Raw genomic sequence first — 17,706 nt, 5'->3', positions numbered from 1 at the left:
TTTGGGGGGGGGGGGGGTGGGTTTTTTTTGGGGGGGGGGGTGGGGGGGGGGTGGGGGTTTTTTGTTGGGGGGGTTTTTTTTTTCTTTCTCTCCCCACCCCCCCCCCCCCCCCCCCCCCCCCACCAGGCCCACGCGTCACCATGATCACCCTCGGTAGCGCTTCGGCCGCGCGTTGCCCGCGCCCGGATGGCGGAGACGTCTGCGCCGATGGCCGAGACGGCAGGTTTCGGTTAAGAGACGGAAATGTGAGAGCCCTGAATGGCCTGTAACGAGGCGACCCGAGGTGCCGACGTCTGGGATACGTGACGCGAGCCTAGGAGCCTTTCGATGACCACCTGCCGACTCTGCGGCTCGGCCCATCTCGCCAGCGTCGTCGACCTCGGAGCGACGCCGCCGTGCGAACGATTCCTGACCGCGGAGCAACTCGCGGAACCGGAACCGACCTACCCCCTGCACCTGCAGGTCTGCACCGAATGCTGGCTCGCCCAGATCCCGCCGCTGATCACCCCGGAAGAGACGTTCACCGAATACGCGTACTTCTCGTCGTATTCCGCCTCCTGGGTCGAACACGCCAAGACGTTCGTCGACGGCGCCGTCGAGCGGCTGGGTCTCGACGAGTCCTCGTTCGTCGTCGAGGTCGCCAGCAACGACGGTTACCTCCTCAAACACGTTGTGGCGCAGCAGATCCGCTGTCTGGGCGTGGAACCTTCGGTGAACGTGGGCCAAGCCGCGCGTGACGCCGGGGTGCCGACGAAGACCGCCTTCCTCAGTCCCGAAAGCGGACGTGACGTCCGTGAGGAACACGGTCCCGCCGACCTCGTCGTGGCGAACAACGTTTACGCACACATTCCGGACATCATCGGCTTCACGCACGGGCTCCGCGCCCTGGTGGCCGACGACGGCTGGGTCAGCATCGAGGTCCAGCACCTGCTGACGCTGATCCAGGAGAACCAGTACGACACGATCTACCACGAGCACTTCCAGTACTACACGGTGGAATCCGCGCGCCGGGCCCTTTCGCGCGGCGGATTGTCCGTTGTGGACGTCGAACTCCTCCCCACCCACGGCGGTTCCATCCGGCTGTGGGCGCGCCCGGACGCCGTCGCGGGCGAGCCGAGTGAGCGGATGACGCGGATCCTCGACGCCGAGAAGGCGGCCGGACTGCACGAAATGTCCGGCTACACCGAATTCTCCGAGCGGGTCACCAAGGTCCGACTCGATCTGAACAAGTTCCTCACCGACGCGGCGCTCGAAGGCAAGACCGTCGTCGGTTACGGCGCCCCGGGCAAGGGCAACACGCTGCTGAACCACTGCGGCATCCGCCCGGACGTCCTGCGGTACACCGTCGACCGCAATCCGTACAAGCACGGCCGCTTCACCCCCGGCACCCGGATCCCCATCCTCCCGCCGGAGCGCATCGAAGCGGACAAGCCCGACTACGTGCTCGTCCTTCCGTGGAACCTCCGGACGGAACTGACCGCCCAATTGTCCTTTGTGGACGAATGGGGCGGAAAACTGGTCTTCCCCATCCCGCACCTGGAAATCGTCGAGGTGAAGTCGTGAAGGTAGTGCTCTTCTGCGGCGGCTACGGCATGCGGATGCGCAACGGTGACGCGTCCGACGTGCCCAAGCCGATGGCCATGGTCGGCCCCAGACCCCTGATCTGGCACGTGATGCGATATTACGCGCATTTCGGTCACACCGAGTTCATTCTCTGCCTCGGTTACGGCGCGCACCACATCAAGGAGTTCTTCCTCAATTACCAGGAAACCGTCTCCAACGATTTCGTCCTGCGGAACGGCAAGGCCGAACTGCTCTCGACCGACATCGCGGACTGGTCGATCTCCTTCGTGCAGACCGGCCTCGAATCGGCCATCGGCGAGCGGCTGCGCCGGGTGCGCCCGCATCTCGACGGCGACGAGATGTTCCTCGCCAACTACGCCGACGTCCTCACCGACGCCCCGCTGCCGGAGATGATCGAGCGGTTCGAGAACACCGACGCCGGCGCGTCGATGATGGTCGTGCCGCCCCAGTCGTCGTTCCACTGCGTCGAGATGGGCGAGGACGGCCTGATCGGCGCGCTGACCCCGGTCAGCGAGATGCCGCTGTGGGAGAACGGCGGGTACTTCGTGCTGCGCCAGGAGGTCTTCGACCACATCCCCGAGGGCGGCGACCTGGTGGCCGACGGCTGCGGCGAACTCGCCAAGCAGGGCAAGCTCCTCGCGTACCCGTACCGCGGGTTCTGGAAGCCGACCGACACCGTCAAGGAACGCGTCCAGCTGGACGACGCCTACGCGCACGGCGACCGCCCGTGGGCGCGCTGGGAACGCGAACCCGCGACGGCGAGCACGGCGTGATCGGACTCGGTACCGGCGGGATCGAGCGGATCGTCGCGCTCGGCGCGCATTGTGACGACATCGCCATCGGGGCGGGCGGCACACTGCTGACGCTCTGCGCGGCCAACCCGGGTGTCCGGGTCGACGCGCTCGTCCTGTCCGGCGGCGGCACCGAACGGGAGGCCGAGGAGCGCGCCGCGCTCACGGCCTTCTGCCGGGGTGCCGACGTCGAGGTCACCGTGCTCAAACTGCCCGACGGCCGGTTCCCTTCGCACTGGGAAGAAGCCAAGAACGGGCTGGAGGAGCTGCGCCGCCGCACCGACCCGGACCTCGTCCTCTCCCCGCGCACGGCCGACGCGCACCAGGACCACCGCGGCCTGGCGACGCTGGTGCCGACGGTGTTCCGCACCCATCTCCAGCTGGAGTACGAGATCGCCAAATGGGACGGCGACCTCGGCAAACCCTCCGCGTACGTCCCGCTCTCCCCGGAGCTCGCCGAGGAGAAGGTCCGTCTGCTGCAGGAGCATTACGCCTCTCAGCGGCACCGGCCCTGGTACGACCGGGAAGCCTTCCTCGGCATCGCCCGCATTCGCGGTATCGAATGCGGGCAGCGCTATGCGGAGGCCTTCGACCTCAAAAAACTGACGCTCGACCTCACTTCGAAAGGCTGAAAGCCATGCGTGTGCTGCTGACCGGGCACAAGGGTTACCTGGGCACGGTGATGGCCCCGGTGCTGGCCGCCGAAGGCCACGAGGTGATCGGCCTCGACTCCGGTCTCTACGACACCTGCGTGCTGGGCCCCCAGCCCGAAGACCCCGAGGGCTTCGAGGTCGACCTTCGTGACGTCACGGCCGAGCACGTGGCCGGAGTGGACGCCGTGATCCACCTCGGCGCGCTGTCCAACGACCCGCTCGGTTCGCTGGCGCCGGAGCTGACCTACGACATCAACCACCACGCTTCGGTCAAGCTCGCCAAGCTGGCGAAGGACGCCGGGGTCAAGCGGTACCTCTACGCCTCGACGTGCTCGGTCTACGGCGCCTCCGGCGGCGACGGCCTTGTCGACGAGGACGCGCCGCTGCGCCCGGTGACGCCGTACGCCGAGTCGAAGGTGCGGGTGGAGGACGACGTCCAGGAACTCGCCGACGGCGACTTCAGCCCGGTGTACATGCGCAACGCCACCGCGTTCGGCTTCTCGCCGCGGCTGCGCGGCGACATCGTGCTCAACAACCTGACCGCGCACGCCCACCTGTCCGGCGAGGTGCTGGTGCTCTCCGACGGCACGCCGTGGCGTCCGCTGGTGCACGCCAAGGACATCGCGCGAGCCTTCGCGGCGGCCCTGGTCGCGCCCAAGGAAGCCATTCACGGCAAGGCGTTCAACATCGGCACCGAACGCAACAACGTGACCGTCGCCGAGATCGCCGAAGAGGTCGTCGAGGCCGTTCCCGGCTCGACGCTGCGGATCACCGGCGAGGCGGGCGCGGACCCGCGCTCGTACCGGGTCGACTTCTCCCGGTTCCGCGCGGCGATCCCCGGCTTCGAGTGCGACTGGTCGGTCAAGGACGGCGCGGTCGAACTGATCCAGGCCTACCGGACCCACGGCCTCACCGAGCACGGCTTCCAGCGCCTGTTCACCCGGCTCGCACGGCTGCAGGACCGCACCGCCGCCGGCGAACTCGACGACACCTTGCGACGTCGCTGATGACACACCGGGACCTGGAGACGGGCGCTGACCTCGAGAAGCTGGTCGAGCGCCTGTATCCGCTGTGCCGCAGCATCACCGGCGACGGCGTCCGCCGCACGCTGGAGATCGTCGGCGAGCACATCCCGCTGGAGATCCACGAGGTTCCCACCGGCACCCAGGTACTCGACTGGACGGTGCCGCAGGAGTGGAACATCCGCGACGCGTACATCAAGGACGCGTCGGGCCGCCGCGTGGTCGACTTCCAGGAGTCGAACCTGCACGTCGTCGGCTACAGCGTCCCGATCTCACGGAAGATGCCGCTCGCCGAGCTGCGCGAACACCTGCACACGCTGCCGGACCAGCCGTCCCTGGTGCCGTACCGGACCAGCTACTACTCGCCCACGTGGGGTTTCTGCCTGGCACAGGACACCCTCGACGCGATGCCGGACGGCGAGTACGAGGTGCACATCGACTCCACCCTCGCCGACGGGCACCTCACCTACGCCGAACACGTCGTGCCGGGCGAGGTCACCGACGAGGTGATCATCTCCTGCCACACCTGCCATCCCTCGCTGGCGAACGACAACGTCGCCGGGATCGCGATCGCCGCCGCGTTCGCGCAGACGCTCGAAAAGCCGCACCACACCTACCGTTTCCTGTTCATGCCGGGCACGATCGGCGCCATCACCTGGCTCGCGCGCAACAACGAACGCGTGGGCAGGATCAAGGCGGGGCTCGTCCTCGCGTGCGCCGGTGATCCGGGATCGCTGACGTACAAGCGAAGCCGCCGTGGCGACGCCGTGATCGACCGCGTACTCGCGTACGTCCTCGCCGATCGCACGCACAAGATCCTGGACTTCTCGCCGTACGGATACGACGAGCGCCAGTTCTGCTCCCCCGGCTTCAACCTCGGTGTCGGTTCGCTGACGAGGACGCCGTACGCGGGTTACCCCGAGTACCACACCTCGGCCGACAACCTCGATTTCGTCTCCACGGCGGCGATGGAGGAAACCCTCCGGACCCTGCGGGACGTGCACACCGTTCTCGACCGCGACCGCAGCTACGTCAACCTCAGTCCCTACGGCGAGCCGCAACTCGGCAAGCGCGGGCTGTACGACTCGCTCGGCGGCCGAAGCGACGCCAAACAAGCCCAGATGGCCATGCTCTGGGTGCTCAACCTCTCGGACGGCGAGCACAGCCTGCTCGACGTCGCCGAGCGGTCCGGGCTGCCGTTCGATTCCGTCGCCGCCGCCGCTCAGGCGCTGCACGACGCCGGATTGCTCAAGGATTAGAGGCCGATGCGATCACTGCTGCGTTCCCAAGCCGTCCGGGCCATGGCCGGACGGCTCAGCTGGGGCCTGGGCGACCAGGCCGTCTCCAGCATCACCAACTTCGTGGTCGGGCTGTTCGTGGCGCGCTCACTCGGCACGTTCGCCTTCGGCATGTTCAGCCTCGCCTGGGTCAGCTACGGCGTGGTGCTCAACCTGTCGCGCGGGCTGACGACGGATCCGCTGATGGTGCGGTTCTCCGGGGTACCCACCGGGACCTGGCGGACGGCGACCGCCAAGGCGACCGGCACGGCGCTCTCCGCGGGTGTCGTCGCCGGTGCGATCAGTGTGGTCGCCGGTCTCGTGGTGGGGGGCCCCATCGGCGGCGCGTTCGTCGCGCTCGGGATCGTCATCCCCACCCTGCTGCTGCAGGACGCCTGGCGGTTCACCTTCTTCGCCGCCGGGCACGGGAAGAAGGCGTTCGTCAACGACGTCGTCTGGGGTATCGCGCTGATCCCGGCGCTGTTCATCGCGCACCGGTGGTTCGACACGGTCATCGCCTTCATCCTGGCGTGGGGGCTTTCCGGTGCGGTCGCCGCCGGGTACGGCTGTCTGCAGGCGGGGGTCCGGCCGGATCCGCGCGGCACGCTCGAATGGCTCAAACGGCACCGCGACCTCGGCGCCCGGTACGTGATCGAGAACGTCAGCAACGCCGGTTCGACCCAGCTGCGGATGTACGGCCTCGGCGCGATCGCCGGGCTCGCGAGCGTCGGCGCGGTGCGCGGCGCCGAACTGCTGCTCGGACCGTTCTTCGCCCTTTTGATGGGACTTTCCCTGGTCACCGTGGCCGAAAGCGCACGGGTGCTCCAACGGGCCCCGCACCGCCTTCGGAACTTCTGCGCCGTTCTCGGTGCCGGCCAGGCGGCCGCGGCCCTGCTCTGGGGTCTCGCCCTGCTTCTGGTACCCGACGACGCCGGCCGGTTCGTGCTCGGTGACGTCTGGGATCCCGCCTCGCATCTGATCCTCCCGGTGACCATCGGTATCGCCGCGGCAGGGTTCAACACCGGGGCGGCCGCCGGATTGCGTGCGCTCGGCGCTGCGAAAAGGAGCCTTCGCGCCCAGCTGATCAACTCGGCCGGCTACGTCGGTTTCGGGCTCATTGGCGCCTTCTTGGCCGGGGCGTCCGGATCCGCTTGGGGAGTCGCGTTGGCGATCACCAGCGGATCAGCGGTGTGGTGGCTCCAGCTGCACATCGCCCTCAAAGAACACCTGACTTCGGAGAAGGAAGAAATGAGGACGTCATGAGCACCGCTCCTCGGCTGAGCATCGGGCTCCCGGTCTACAACGGCGAGGACTACCTCGCCGAATCGCTGGACGCACTCCTCGGCCAAAGCTACGAGAACTTCGAACTGATCATCTCGGACAACGCGTCCACGGATCGCACCGAAGAGATCAGCCGCGGGTACGCGAAGCTGGATTCCCGCGTGCGCTACGTGCGGCAGCCGGTGAACATCGGCTGCGCGCCCAACCACAACTACTGCGTCGACATCGCCCGCGGCGAACTGTTCAAGTGGGCCTCCGACGACGACCTCTACGCGCGCGACCTGCTGGAGCGCTGTGTCGAGGCGCTCGACGAGCACCCCGAGTTCGTCCTGTCGCACTCGTGGACGGCGATGATCGACGAGAAGGGCATCGTCACGCAGGCGCTGGAGTACCCGCTCAACACGGTTTCGCCGCACGCCGCGGAACGCTTCCGCAGCACGCTGTTCGCGCCCGGCGGGGACGACGACGGCGCGGTCATCCGCACCGAGGTGCTGCGCCGCGTCGCGCCGCTGGACAGCTACCACCACGCGGACCGCACGATCATCTCGGAACTGGCCCTGCACGGCCCGTTCCACCAGGTGCCCGACTGGCTGTACTTCCGGCGCGACCACCCCGGCCGCTCCGAACACGAGCACCCCACCGTGCGCAGGCGTGCCACCAACCTCGACCCGAAGCGGGCCGACAAACTGCGTCACCCGGTGATCCGGCTGCTCGGCGAGTACGTCCTGGGTTACGCCAACGCGATCCGCAACGCGCCGATCTCCGGCGCGGAGAAGCGCGAATGCTTCCGGTACCTGCGGCAGTGGATGCTGAACCGGGCCGGAAACCCGGCCATGGGACGGATGCCGGTGCAGGCCGAGGCCGAAACCGGTCCGCGTGAGGTGTCGGTGGTCTCGGTAGTGGCCGGCCAGGAGGGACGACTCCCTTGACCTCGCCCGCGAGAATCGGGCTGTTCGGACTCCTCGGATCCGGGAACCTCGGCAACGACGGTTCCTTCGAGGCGGTTCTCGGGTACTTGCGCACGGAACATCCGGGCGCCGCGATCAGCGTGATGTGCGGCGGTCCGGAAATCGTCGCGTCGCGCTACGAACTCGAGACGACCGCGTTGAACTGGTATCAGGGTGAGTACCGGACGGCCTCGGGACCGCTGTCCATCGCCATGAAGGGCTTCGGGAAACTCGTCGACGTCTTCCGCACGGCGGCGTGGGCACGCCGCCAGGACGTGGTGATCGTGCCGGGGATGGGTGTCCTCGAATCCACCCTTCCGTTGCGCCCATGGGGTTTCCCGTACGCCTTGCTGCTGCTTTCGGCGGCCGGCCGGGTGGTCGGCACCAAGGTGGCCTTGGTGAGCGTCGGCGCCAACGTGAGCACGCACCGGGTCACCCGGTCGGTCATCGGCTGGGCCGCGCGGCTGGCGACGTTCCGGTCGTACCGGGACGAGCCGTCACGGGAAGCGATGCGCACGATGGGGGTGGACGTCACGAACGACCGCGTCTACCCGGATCTCGCCTTCGCCCTCCCGGCGCCGTCGGAACCGGTGCTGCCCCGCTCCGTCGGGGTCGGGGTGATGGCCTATCGCGGCGGGAACGACGACCGGGACCGCGCCGACGAGATCTACGAGTCCTATGTGGACAACATGACCCGGTTCGTCGCCCGGCTGGTCGCCGACGGCCGCCCGGTGCGGTTGTTCATCGGCGATCAGGCCGACCGGCAGGTCGTCGACGAGATCATCCGGGTGCTGGATTCCCCGCTGGTCGCCGCCGCCGATACGTCCACTTTGGACGATGTGCTGCGGGCGATGTCGGCGGTCGAGACCGTCGTCGCCACCCGCTACCACAACGTCCTGTGCGCGCTGAAGCTGGCGAAACCGACACTGTCCGTCGGGTACGCCGGCAAGAACGAGGTCCTCATGACCGCACTGGGGCTGGGGGACTTCTGCCAGTCGGCCAAGGCGATCGATTTCGACGCGCTGGTGCGCCAGTTCGCCGAACTCGAGACCCGGGCGGGCGAACTGACCGGGATCCTGGCGAAACGCGGCGACGAACAGGTACGACTACTGGACGAGCAGTTCGCCGAACTGTCGGCCGCCTTCCTGCCGATGGGAGTCCGATGAAGGTGATCCCGGTGCCCGCCATCGCGGGCGCGTTCCTGTTCGAGCCGACCCCTCACGCCGACGAGCGCGGCTTCTTCAGCCGCACGTTCGACGCCGACGTCGTCCGGTCGGCCGGGATCGACCCGAACGGGTTCCTCCAGGACAGCGTCTCCCGGTCCCGCAAGGGAGTGCTGCGCGGGATGCACCTCCGCTCCGGCGAGGGTGAGGCGAAACTGGTCCGGTGTTCGTGGGGCGCCGTCTTCGACGTCGTCGTCGACCTGAGGCCGGATTCGCCGACCTACCTCGGCAAGGAGACGTTCGACCTGTCCGGGGAGACCCAGGTCTCGCTGTACATCCCGGCCGGGTGCGCGCATGGTTTCCAGGCGCTCACCGAGTACGCCGACGTCTCCTACCGGATCGACCGCGCGCACGATCCCGCCGAAGACGTCGCGATCGCCTACGACGACCCCGAACTGGCGATCGACTGGCCGCTTCCGGCGGCCTTCGTCTCGGAGCGGGACCGCCGGGCCCTCCCGCTCTCCGCGGTACTACAGAACACGAGGTGAGATAGAAGTGTCCCGTCAGCTTCCTGAGTCCATGCGGGCCAACGAGCGTCTCCACGCGATGATCCCCGGAGGCGCGCACACCTACGCCAAGGGAGATGACCAGTACCCGGAGAACCTGGCACCGGTCATCTCCCACGGGCGCGGCGCGCATGTCTGGGACGTCGACGGGAACGAATACATCGAGTACGGCTCGGGGCTGCGCGCGGTCAGCCTCGGGCACGTGCACCCGCGGGTCAGCGAAGCGGCCCACCGGGAGATCGACCGGGGCGCCAACTTCTCCCGTCCGTCCATCATGGAGGAACGGGCGGCGGCGAAGTTCCTCGAAACCGTTCCCACCGCGGAAATGGTCAAGTTCGCCAAGAACGGCTCGGACGCCACCACGGCCGCGGTCAAGCTCGCCAGGGCGGCCACCGGCAGGCCGCTGGTGGCGATCTGCCGTGACCACGCCTTCTTCTCCATCGACGACTGGTTCATCGGCACCACGGCGATGTCCACGGGCATCCCCGATGAGATCACCGACCTCACCGTGTCGTTCCCCTACGGCGACCTGCCCGCGACGGAACAGGTGCTGCGGGAGCACGAAGGCCGGATCGCCTGCCTGATCCTGGAGGCGTCCACCCAGCTCGAACCGCCCGCCGGATACCTCGCCGGCCTGCGGGACCTCGCCGACCGCTACGGCTGCGTCCTGGTCTTCGACGAGATGATCACCGGTTTCCGCTGGTCCGAGGCCGGCGCGCAGGGACTCTACGGCGTCACGCCGGATCTCTCGACGTTCGGCAAGGCGCTCGGCAACGGGTTCGCGGTCTCGGCGCTGGCCGGCAAACGCGAACTGATGGAACTCGGCGGCCTTCGCACCACCGAGGACCGCGTCTTCCTGCTGTCCACCACGCACGGCGCCGAGACGCATTCACTGGCCGCCGCGATCGCGGTCATGGAGACCTACACCGAAGAAGGCATCGCCGCGCGGCTGCACGCGCTCGGCGACCGGCTCGCCGCCGGGGTCCGCGAAGTCGCGGCCTCGGCCGGAGTCGAGGAACACGTCGTCGTGCGCGGCCGGGCGAGCAATCTCGTCTTCGGCACGCTCGACGCGGAAAAGAAACCGTCGCAGGACTACCGAACGTTGTTCCTGCGGCAACTGGTCACGGGCGGGGTCCTCGGACCGTCGTTCGTGGTCAGCAGCGCGTTGTCCGAAGAAGATATCGACCGAACGGTCGAAGTGGTCTCGCAGGCCTGCCTCGTGTATCGCAAAGCTCTCGACGCGGATGACCCGGCGCCGTGGCTGGGTGGCCGTTCGGTCAAGCCGGTGTTTCGGAGAAGGGTATGAGTTCAGGGATCGCATATCGCTCGGCCGGCTCGCGCACGCTTTGCGTCGCGCTGTCGGTACTACTGCTCCAGGTCGCCGTTGAAACCACAGCGGTGGCGACTCCAGAGCCGACTCGAGGGGTGTGCGGCACGACCGTCGGCGTCCCTTCCGCCCCGGAAGGCGCCCAGGTCATCGAACCGGGCACCGACCTGACCGACAAGACCCGGTTCAGTCCGCCGGGGAGCACGTTCTGGCTGGCACCCGGCGAGCACACGCTGAGTTCCGACCAATTCGGCCAGGTGATGCCCAAGGACGGAAACGTCTACCTCGGCGCGCCCGGCGCCGTGCTCAACGGCCGCGGGCTCAACCGCGCGGCCTTCACCACGTCGGCCAAGGACGTGGTGATCCGCGGGCTGACCATCCGCGGCTTCGTCGCCGAACGGGATCAAGGCGTTGTCAACCACGACTCCGGCGAACGCTGGACCATCGAAGGCAACGTCATCGAGAACAACGAAGGCGCCGGGATGATGACCGGCACCGGCCAGCGGGTGATCGGGAACTGCCTGCGGAACAACGGTCAGTACGGCATCAACGCCTACCGGTTCGGTGGCGGGCTGGCCGACCTGGTGATCGAAGGCAACGAGATCTCCGGGAACAACACCGGCGACTGGGAAACGAAGGTCCCTGGCTGCGGTTGCAGCGGCGGTGCGAAGTTCTGGTCCGTCAACGGCGCCGACATCACCGGCAACTGGGTCCACGGCAACCACGGTGTGGGGCTCTGGGCCGACACGAACAACAACGATTTCCTCATCGAGGACAACCTGATCGAGGACAACGCGTCCGAAGGGCTGTTCTACGAGATCTCCTACAACCTGGAGCTGATCGGGAACACCTTCCGGCGCAACGCGCTGGTACAGGGCCGCACCCGGGCCGCCAAGGGCGACAACTTCCCGGTCGCCGCGGTGTACCTCAGCGAATCCGGTGGTGAGCCGAGGCTGCCCGCCCGGACCAGCCGGATCGACATCCGGGGCAACATGTTCTCCGACAACTGGTCGGGGATCACGCTGTGGGAGAACGCCGACCGGTTCTGCAACAGTCCGGCCAACACCTCCACGCTCTCCTGCACGGCACTGGTCTCACCGACGCCCACCTGCTCGGCTCCGGGCATCGCGACCGAGCCGCTGTACGGCGACTGCCGATGGAAGACCCAGCGCGTTTCGGTGCACGAGAACACGTTCGAGTTCGATTCGACGATGGAGGGCTGTCTCGGCCTCTGCGGGCGGATGGCGGTGCTCTCGAACTACGGGACCTTCCCGGCCTGGTCGCCGTACCGGGGTGCCGTGGTCTCGGAGGCGATCACCTTCCGGCAGGACAACCGGTGGTACGACAACCAGTACTACGGGCCTTGGACGTTCGTCGCCCACGACACGTCGCGGCGGCTGACCGCGGAACAATGGAAGGCGGCGCCCTATCTGCAGGACACCTGCAGCGGGTTCGGAGAGTCGATGACCTGCTGAAGGTTCACCTGTAAGTGTCCATCTGAGACGGTCCGAAGTGGCCTACCGTTTCGGGTATGCCCGCGTTCCTGGTCATCTTGATGCTGCTCGCGACAGGGGTCGTCACGGCCTTACCGGCCGAGGCTTCCCCTGTCGCGGTCTGCGACGCGGGACCGGTGAGCCCGTCGAAACCCGACGGCGCCGTGGTCGTCGAACCCGGGACCGACCTTTCCGTGAAGACGCGCGAACTCCCGGCCGGCACGACGTTCTGGCTGGCCGGGGGCAAGCACACGCTCGGCGCGGACGAGTTCGGGCAGATCATCCCGAAGGACGGCAACGCCTACCTCGGCGCGCCCGGCGCGGTCTTGGACGGTGGCGGCGTCAACCGCTACGCGTTCACCCAGCAGGCGCGCGACGTCGTCATCCGCGGCCTCACGATCCGCGGTTTCGCGGCGCCGCGGGATCAGGGTGTGGTCAACCACGACTCCGGCGAACACTGGACCATCGAGGGCAACACCATCGAAGCCAACCGCGGCGCCGCGATGATGGCGGGACCGCGTCAGGCGATCCGGCGGAACTGCCTGCGGAACAACGGGCAGTACGGCATCAACGCCTACCGGGCGGGCGACGGGATCACCGGACTGCTCGTCGAGGGCAACGAGATCACCGGGAACAACACCGACGACTGGGAGAAGCAGGTCCCCGGTTGCGGTTGCAGCGGTGGCGCCAAATTCTGGGCCGTCGACGGCGCCGACGTCCGCGGCAACTGGGTCCACCACAACCACGGCGCCGGCCTGTGGGCGGACACGAACAACAACGACTTCCTCATCGAGGACAACCTGATCGAGGACAACGAAGCGGAGGCGTTGTTCTACGAGATCTCCTACAACCTCGTGGTCCGCGGGAACACCTTCCGCCGGAACACCCTCGTCCAGGGCCGCGCGTTCGCCGCCCGGGGCGATGACTTCCCGGTCGGGACGATTTATCTTTCCGAATCGGGCGGGGAACCTCGTATTCGGGCGCGAACTTCGTCGGTGGAGATCGTCGACAACGTCTTCGAGGACAACTGGGCCGGAATCACCCTGTGGGAGAACGCGGACCGCTTCTGCAACAGCCCGGCGAACACCTCGTCCGGCTCGTGCACCCGGCTGGTCCCCTCGGTTTCGACCTGTTCTTCTCCTGGCATCGCTTCGCGACCGCTCTATGACGACTGCAGGTGGAAGACGCAGCGGGTTTCCATTCACGGCAACAAGTTCTCTCACGGGCCTCAGTGCTCAGGTCTGTGCGGGCGGATGGCGATGCTGGCGAATTTCGGGACCTTTCCGGAGTGGTCGCCTTATCGCGGCGATGTCGTTTCCGAGGCGGTGACCTTTCGGCAGGAGAACCGGTGGTACGACAACGCTTACTCGGGTTCTTGGCGGTTTGTCGTTCATGACACTTCGCGGACGGTGGAGGCTTCGGCTTGGCAGGGGGCTCCTTACTCGCAGGACGCCTGTAGTTCTTTTGGGGATGGTGGGTGCTGAGCGGCTTGCTCGGGTTCGAACCTCACACGACGATGTAGGAATTGGGACGTTCAACGTCCCAATTCCTACATCGTCACGGCCTTTTAGTCGTGAAAGGTACTTTCGTGCGAGCCGAGAGCGAAAATTGTCGGTGCTCGGTCGCACGATGTTCCGGTGCGACGAGGAATCTGGACAACCGACCCCCTGCTCACCGCTCCGGACCGGCCGGAAGTGGTCCGCGCGACCGATCTCGAACAGATCGGTGTACCACGCCGGACCATCTCCCGTCGATGTGCGGCGGACGGTCCCTGGCGAACGCTGCTGCCCGGCGTCGTACTGCTCAGCAACGGTCCACCGACCGACGAGCACCGCGTCCGCGCCGTGTTGCTCCATGCCAGGCAGAACGCGGTGCTCACCGGCACTTGGGCGCTGCGGCGCCACGGCCTGGAACGGGTTCCCCGGCAAGAGGAGATCCATGTCCTCATTCCGGCCAACCGCGGTGTCGCCGATGCCGGATTCGCCCACGTGGAGCGGACTCACCGGCTGCCCCGCCCTCACCTTCGAGGTGGCCTGCCGGTCGCGCCGGTCCCCCGAGCCGTCATCGACGCCGCTCGACGACTCACCGACGAAGACGAGATCCAAGCCCTAATGGCCGAGTCGGTCCAGCGCCGCTTCTGCACCCCCGAAATGCTCACCCACGAACTCGACCAAGCTGGCCGCACCGGAACCGCCCTGTCTAGGAAGGCCCTGGCCCCACTCCTCGCCGGAGCGAGATCCGTCGCCGAGCCCGACGCCTGGCGTCTCTGGCGAAGATCCGGTCTCCCACCAGGCCACTGGAACGTCCAGATCTTCGACGCCAACGGCAACTACATCGCCACCCCGGACTTCTGGTGCGACGAGATCGCCTTCGCCTGGGAGATCGATTCCTATCGCCACCACGCGAACCTCGAAGACCATCACGCCACCGTGGCCCGCAACGCCAGATACGTCGCCGCCGGGATCGTCGTGCTGCAGACCCTTCCCTCCCGGCTGCGCACTGAGCCGGACGAGGTCGAGCGCGAGCTTCAGGCCGCGTTCCGGACCGCGCAGGCTCGCCCTCGCCGGACGTCAGGCGGGCCGCGTGAGCCGGTCCACCGCCCACGCCACCACCGGCACCACCGTGACAGCCACCCCGAAACCGCCGAAGGTGTCCGTCGGATAGTGCGCCCCGAGCGCCACCTCGGCCCACCCCATGGCGAGGCCCGCGAACGCGACCAGCCCCACCAGCACCGAAGCCCCGCCGACAGGGCCGAGACCGCGTACGTCGATCACCAGCAAAGCGACCACGGTCGCCACGGTCACCGCGAAGGCCGTGTGACCGCTGGGGTAGGAGAGGAATTCGCCGTGGATCAGCCTGCCGGTCAGGGGTTTCAGGCCGGTGGTCAGCGCCACGGTCACCCCGGAGGCGGCCACCAGCAGGATCGCGGCCCGCGGCCGTCGGTGCCGCAGGCACAGCCAGCCGAACAGCGCGATGACGATGATCGCGCCCACCGGTTCGCCTGCGAAGTCGATCGCGGTCGCGAGGTACCAGAGTGGCCCCTCGACCCGGTCGACGACGGGGAGGACGAGGGCGTCCAGTCCGGCGGTGTGGGAGGTCCCGGCGTAGCGCAGGGCGAGTACGAGGGCGACGACGAAGCCGAAGGCGCCCAGGGTCCAGAGCGGGACCCGCGCCCGCGGTGGGAGTGCGGGCGGACCGGTGATCACGCGTCGATCGCGGCCTGGTAGCCGCCGACAAGTCGTTCCAGACCGACCTTCGGCGTGAACTCCTGTTCGTACACCAGCCTGGCCGCCCAGCCCATCTCCTGGTTCCGTTCGGCGTCGCCGACGATCTCGCGCAGCCGCGCCGCGAGCGATTCGGGGTTCCCCGGTTCGTGCAGCAGGCCGGTGACACCGTCTTCGACGAGTTCGCGGAAGGCGCCGTGGGCCGCGGCGACCGTCGGGACACCGGCGGCCATCGCCTCGACCACGACCAGCCCGAACGCTTCCAGCCATTCCGACGGGGCGACGACGGCGTTCGAGCGGGAGATCAGGTCCCGGCATTCCTCTTTGGACTGAAGCCCGACGTAGCGGACGTCGTCGCGGCCGTGTGCCCAGCGCGCGACCTCGTCCTGCATCGGGCCGGTGCCGGCGATCACCAGCGGCGGCAGGGGCCCGCCCACCGCGGCGAGCTGGTCCCAGGCCGTCATCAGCAGGCCGATGCCCTTTTCGGCGGTGATCCGGCCGAGGAACAGCACGTGCTCCCCCGCGCCCCGGCGCGTCTTGCCCGGGTCGGTGACGTAGTTGTACTTCACCGCGAGCCGTTCGGCGGGCATCCCGGCGGCGATCAGCACCTCGCGTTGGGCCTTCGAGATGCAGAAGAACCGCGAAACCCCGGTCCACCAGCGATTGCGGTTCAGCACCAGGCTCGCCGCCATCGGCACGGTGGCGAGCCCCGAGCCGCGGTAGCACCCGTGCCGCACCGCCGGGATCGGCTTGCGGCCCACGCAGTCGGTGCAGATGTAGCCCTCGCGGTACAGCGTGCCGGGCGGGCAGATCAGGCTGTAGTTGTGCACGGTCGCGACCGTCGGGACCCCGGCGTCGGCGCAGGCGGCCAGCACCGACGGCGACAACAGCGGGAACGTGTTGTGGATGTGGACGATGTCCGGCCGGTCGTCGGCCAGCCGTCTGGCCAGCTCCGCGCGCACGGCCCGGTTCCACGGCACCTGGAGCGGGACGATGGCCTTGCGCGGCAAGGACATCTCCGCGATGTCGTCGCTGCGCTTTTCGAACAGGCTGACGTCGTGCCCGGCCTCACCCAGCAGCGCGACCTCCTGGTCGACGACGTTGTTCTCGCCGCTCGGCTGCTCGGATCTGTACCGGTTGTGGATCACGAGGACCTTCACGCCGTCTCCTTGAGAAACTCGGGGTCCTCGGCGGGCGCACGCACCAGCAGCGACGCGGCCAAGGCCAGGTGCAGCAGGTACGGCGACGCGTCGCCGAGGCCCGCCTCGGTGTAGGAGGCGGAAAGACAGTAGGTGATCAGGAAGATCGCGCACGCCCTCGCCGGTGACGGCGGCCGCAGCACCGCGACCACCACCAGCACGAGCAGGAACGCCGCCACGATCGCGATCCCGACGAATCCCTGCTCGTGATAGACCGCGAGCCAGCTGCTGTCGATCGGGAGACCGTCGTAGGACTTGTCGGTCAGGCCGACGCCGAACAGGTACTCCAGTGTCGTGCGCGGCGCGCCGAGCAGCGAGTCCCACACCTTCGCCCGGCCCGTGAGGCTGGAGAAGTTCTCCTCGGACTGCCCTCGCAGGAACCACGTCTGCAGCAGCCCGCCCAGCACCACCACGGCGAACACCCCGCCGAAGACCAGCCCGGTGAACACCTTGCGGGCGCGGGCACTGGACATCCACTGCGACATCAGCGCCACGATGGTCCCGGCCACCAGGCCGAGCATCGCGGTGCGGGTGTGCGTCAGCAGCAGGATCCCGAACGACGGGACGATGACGATCAGCGCGTTCCGCCGGTCCAGCTTCCCACTGAGCCACAACAAGGTCGTGAGGCCGATGACGATGGCCGCGTACTGGCCGACCTGCGGCGGGGTCAGCGGCCACAGCGTCCCGGTGAGCCGTCCGCCGTACTCGAACGGCATCGCGTTGCCCGGGCTCAGCGCGAAGCCGATCACCACCGTCACCAGCACCACGCCATAGGCGCGGATGTGTGCGCGGACGAGGTCGAGGCCGCCGTTCCACCAACGGGTCAGCAACCACAGGGTGCTGAGGAAGAGGGTGAACCGGAAGCAGCGGAACAGCGCGCCGAACCCGCCTTCCAGGTTCAGGCTCGCGACCACGCTCAGCACCAGCAGCAACGTGAGCAGGGAGAGGTACGCGCTGGGCCTGACGCGCAGCTTGCTGTTCAGGGCGAGCGCGATGACGAACGCGGCGCCCAGCGAGCCCATGGTGATCAGCTGGCTGACCGACCTCGGCAGCGGGATGACCGTCTTCGCGCCCGTCGAGCCCAGGGTGTTGATGATCAGCAACGTCCAGGCGATGACGGCGCCCTTGGGTATGCCCGTGCGGATCGCCGCCGCGGGCCGCACCGCGGGATCGAGCATG

Annotated in this window: 16 protein-coding genes; 12 read left to right on the top strand and 4 right to left on the bottom strand. The window is 67.9% G+C overall.

What is annotated here, in order from left to right; translation table 11 throughout:
• Positions 1 to 327 precede the first annotated feature (327 nt).
• Genes ACZ5IK_RS08300 through ACZ5IK_RS08245 form a run of 12 tightly spaced genes read left to right on the top strand, consistent with a single transcriptional unit; the run spans position 328 to position 13,588 of the window.
• Positions 328 to 1,563 (top strand): class I SAM-dependent methyltransferase, encoded by a 1,236-nt coding sequence (locus ACZ5IK_RS08300; RefSeq protein ID WP_465487130.1) that lies wholly within the window; start codon positions 328 to 330, stop codon positions 1,561 to 1,563.
• Positions 1,560 to 2,357, top strand: coding sequence for a sugar phosphate nucleotidyltransferase (locus ACZ5IK_RS08295; RefSeq protein WP_465487129.1), 798 nt, complete (start codon positions 1,560 to 1,562; stop codon positions 2,355 to 2,357). Before ACZ5IK_RS08300 ends, ACZ5IK_RS08295 begins: the two co-directional genes overlap by 4 nt.
• Entirely contained in the window at positions 2,354 to 3,007 is a 654-nt protein-coding gene (locus ACZ5IK_RS08290) for a PIG-L deacetylase family protein (RefSeq protein ID WP_465487128.1), read from the top strand. Before ACZ5IK_RS08295 ends, ACZ5IK_RS08290 begins: the two co-directional genes overlap by 4 nt.
• A 5-nt stretch (positions 3,008 to 3,012) precedes the next feature.
• The gene (locus ACZ5IK_RS08285) at positions 3,013 to 4,035 is read left to right on the top strand and encodes an NAD-dependent epimerase/dehydratase family protein (protein WP_465487127.1); all 1,023 of its coding nucleotides are present in this window, start codon (positions 3,013 to 3,015) and stop codon (positions 4,033 to 4,035) included.
• Complete coding sequence (locus tag ACZ5IK_RS08280) at positions 4,035 to 5,309, top strand: DUF4910 domain-containing protein (RefSeq protein ID WP_465487126.1); 1,275 nt, start codon at positions 4,035 to 4,037, stop codon at positions 5,307 to 5,309. Before ACZ5IK_RS08285 ends, ACZ5IK_RS08280 begins: the two co-directional genes overlap by 1 nt.
• A 6-nt stretch (positions 5,310 to 5,315) precedes the next feature.
• Complete coding sequence (locus ACZ5IK_RS08275; RefSeq protein WP_465487125.1) at positions 5,316 to 6,590, top strand: hypothetical protein; 1,275 nt, start codon at positions 5,316 to 5,318, stop codon at positions 6,588 to 6,590.
• A complete protein-coding gene (locus ACZ5IK_RS08270) occupies positions 6,587 to 7,537 on the top strand; it encodes a glycosyltransferase family 2 protein (protein ID WP_465487124.1) in 951 nt (316 codons plus the stop codon). Before ACZ5IK_RS08275 ends, ACZ5IK_RS08270 begins: the two co-directional genes overlap by 4 nt.
• Positions 7,534 to 8,721 carry a polysaccharide pyruvyl transferase family protein gene (locus ACZ5IK_RS08265; RefSeq protein ID WP_465487123.1) on the top strand — a complete coding sequence of 396 codons (1,188 nt, stop codon included), beginning with the start codon at positions 7,534 to 7,536 and terminating at the stop codon, positions 8,719 to 8,721. Before ACZ5IK_RS08270 ends, ACZ5IK_RS08265 begins: the two co-directional genes overlap by 4 nt.
• Positions 8,718 to 9,266 (top strand): dTDP-4-dehydrorhamnose 3,5-epimerase, encoded by a 549-nt coding sequence (gene rfbC / locus ACZ5IK_RS08260; protein ID WP_101612094.1) that lies wholly within the window; start codon positions 8,718 to 8,720, stop codon positions 9,264 to 9,266. Before ACZ5IK_RS08265 ends, rfbC begins: the two co-directional genes overlap by 4 nt.
• 7 nt (positions 9,267 to 9,273) lie before the next feature.
• Complete coding sequence (locus ACZ5IK_RS08255) at positions 9,274 to 10,590, top strand: glutamate-1-semialdehyde 2,1-aminomutase (protein ID WP_465487122.1); 1,317 nt, start codon at positions 9,274 to 9,276, stop codon at positions 10,588 to 10,590.
• Entirely contained in the window at positions 10,587 to 12,086 is a 1,500-nt protein-coding gene (locus tag ACZ5IK_RS08250) for a right-handed parallel beta-helix repeat-containing protein (protein ID WP_465487121.1), read from the top strand. Before ACZ5IK_RS08255 ends, ACZ5IK_RS08250 begins: the two co-directional genes overlap by 4 nt.
• A 56-nt stretch (positions 12,087 to 12,142) precedes the next feature.
• Positions 12,143 to 13,588, top strand: a complete 1,446-nt coding sequence (locus ACZ5IK_RS08245) for a right-handed parallel beta-helix repeat-containing protein (RefSeq protein ID WP_465487120.1) — start codon at positions 12,143 to 12,145, stop codon at positions 13,586 to 13,588.
• Positions 13,589 to 14,212: 624 nt separating this feature from the next.
• Here ACZ5IK_RS08245 and ACZ5IK_RS08240 read toward each other — a convergent pair.
• The 4 genes from ACZ5IK_RS08240 to ACZ5IK_RS08225 all read right to left on the bottom strand — a co-directional run bounded on the left by ACZ5IK_RS08240 (position 14,213) and on the right by ACZ5IK_RS08225 (position 17,705).
• Positions 14,213 to 14,524 carry a hypothetical protein gene (locus ACZ5IK_RS08240; RefSeq protein ID WP_465487119.1) on the bottom strand — a complete coding sequence of 104 codons (312 nt, stop codon included), beginning with the start codon at positions 14,522 to 14,524 and terminating at the stop codon, positions 14,213 to 14,215.
• 150 nt (positions 14,525 to 14,674) lie between these two features.
• Positions 14,675 to 15,310, bottom strand: coding sequence for a phosphatase PAP2 family protein (locus tag ACZ5IK_RS08235; protein ID WP_465487118.1), 636 nt, complete (start codon positions 15,308 to 15,310; stop codon positions 14,675 to 14,677).
• Positions 15,307 to 16,488 (bottom strand): glycosyltransferase family 4 protein, encoded by a 1,182-nt coding sequence (locus ACZ5IK_RS08230; RefSeq protein ID WP_465487117.1) that lies wholly within the window; start codon positions 16,486 to 16,488, stop codon positions 15,307 to 15,309. Before ACZ5IK_RS08230 ends, ACZ5IK_RS08235 begins: the two co-directional genes overlap by 4 nt.
• Entirely contained in the window at positions 16,485 to 17,705 is a 1,221-nt protein-coding gene (locus ACZ5IK_RS08225) for an O-antigen ligase domain-containing protein (protein WP_465487116.1), read from the bottom strand. The genes ACZ5IK_RS08230 and ACZ5IK_RS08225 overlap by 4 nt, the downstream gene beginning before the upstream one ends.
• Position 17,706 lies beyond the last annotated feature (1 nt).

The sequence above is a fragment of the Amycolatopsis sp. NPDC031561 genome (genome assembly GCF_055580625.1).
This window is presented reverse-complemented; position numbering and strand designations above follow the sequence as displayed.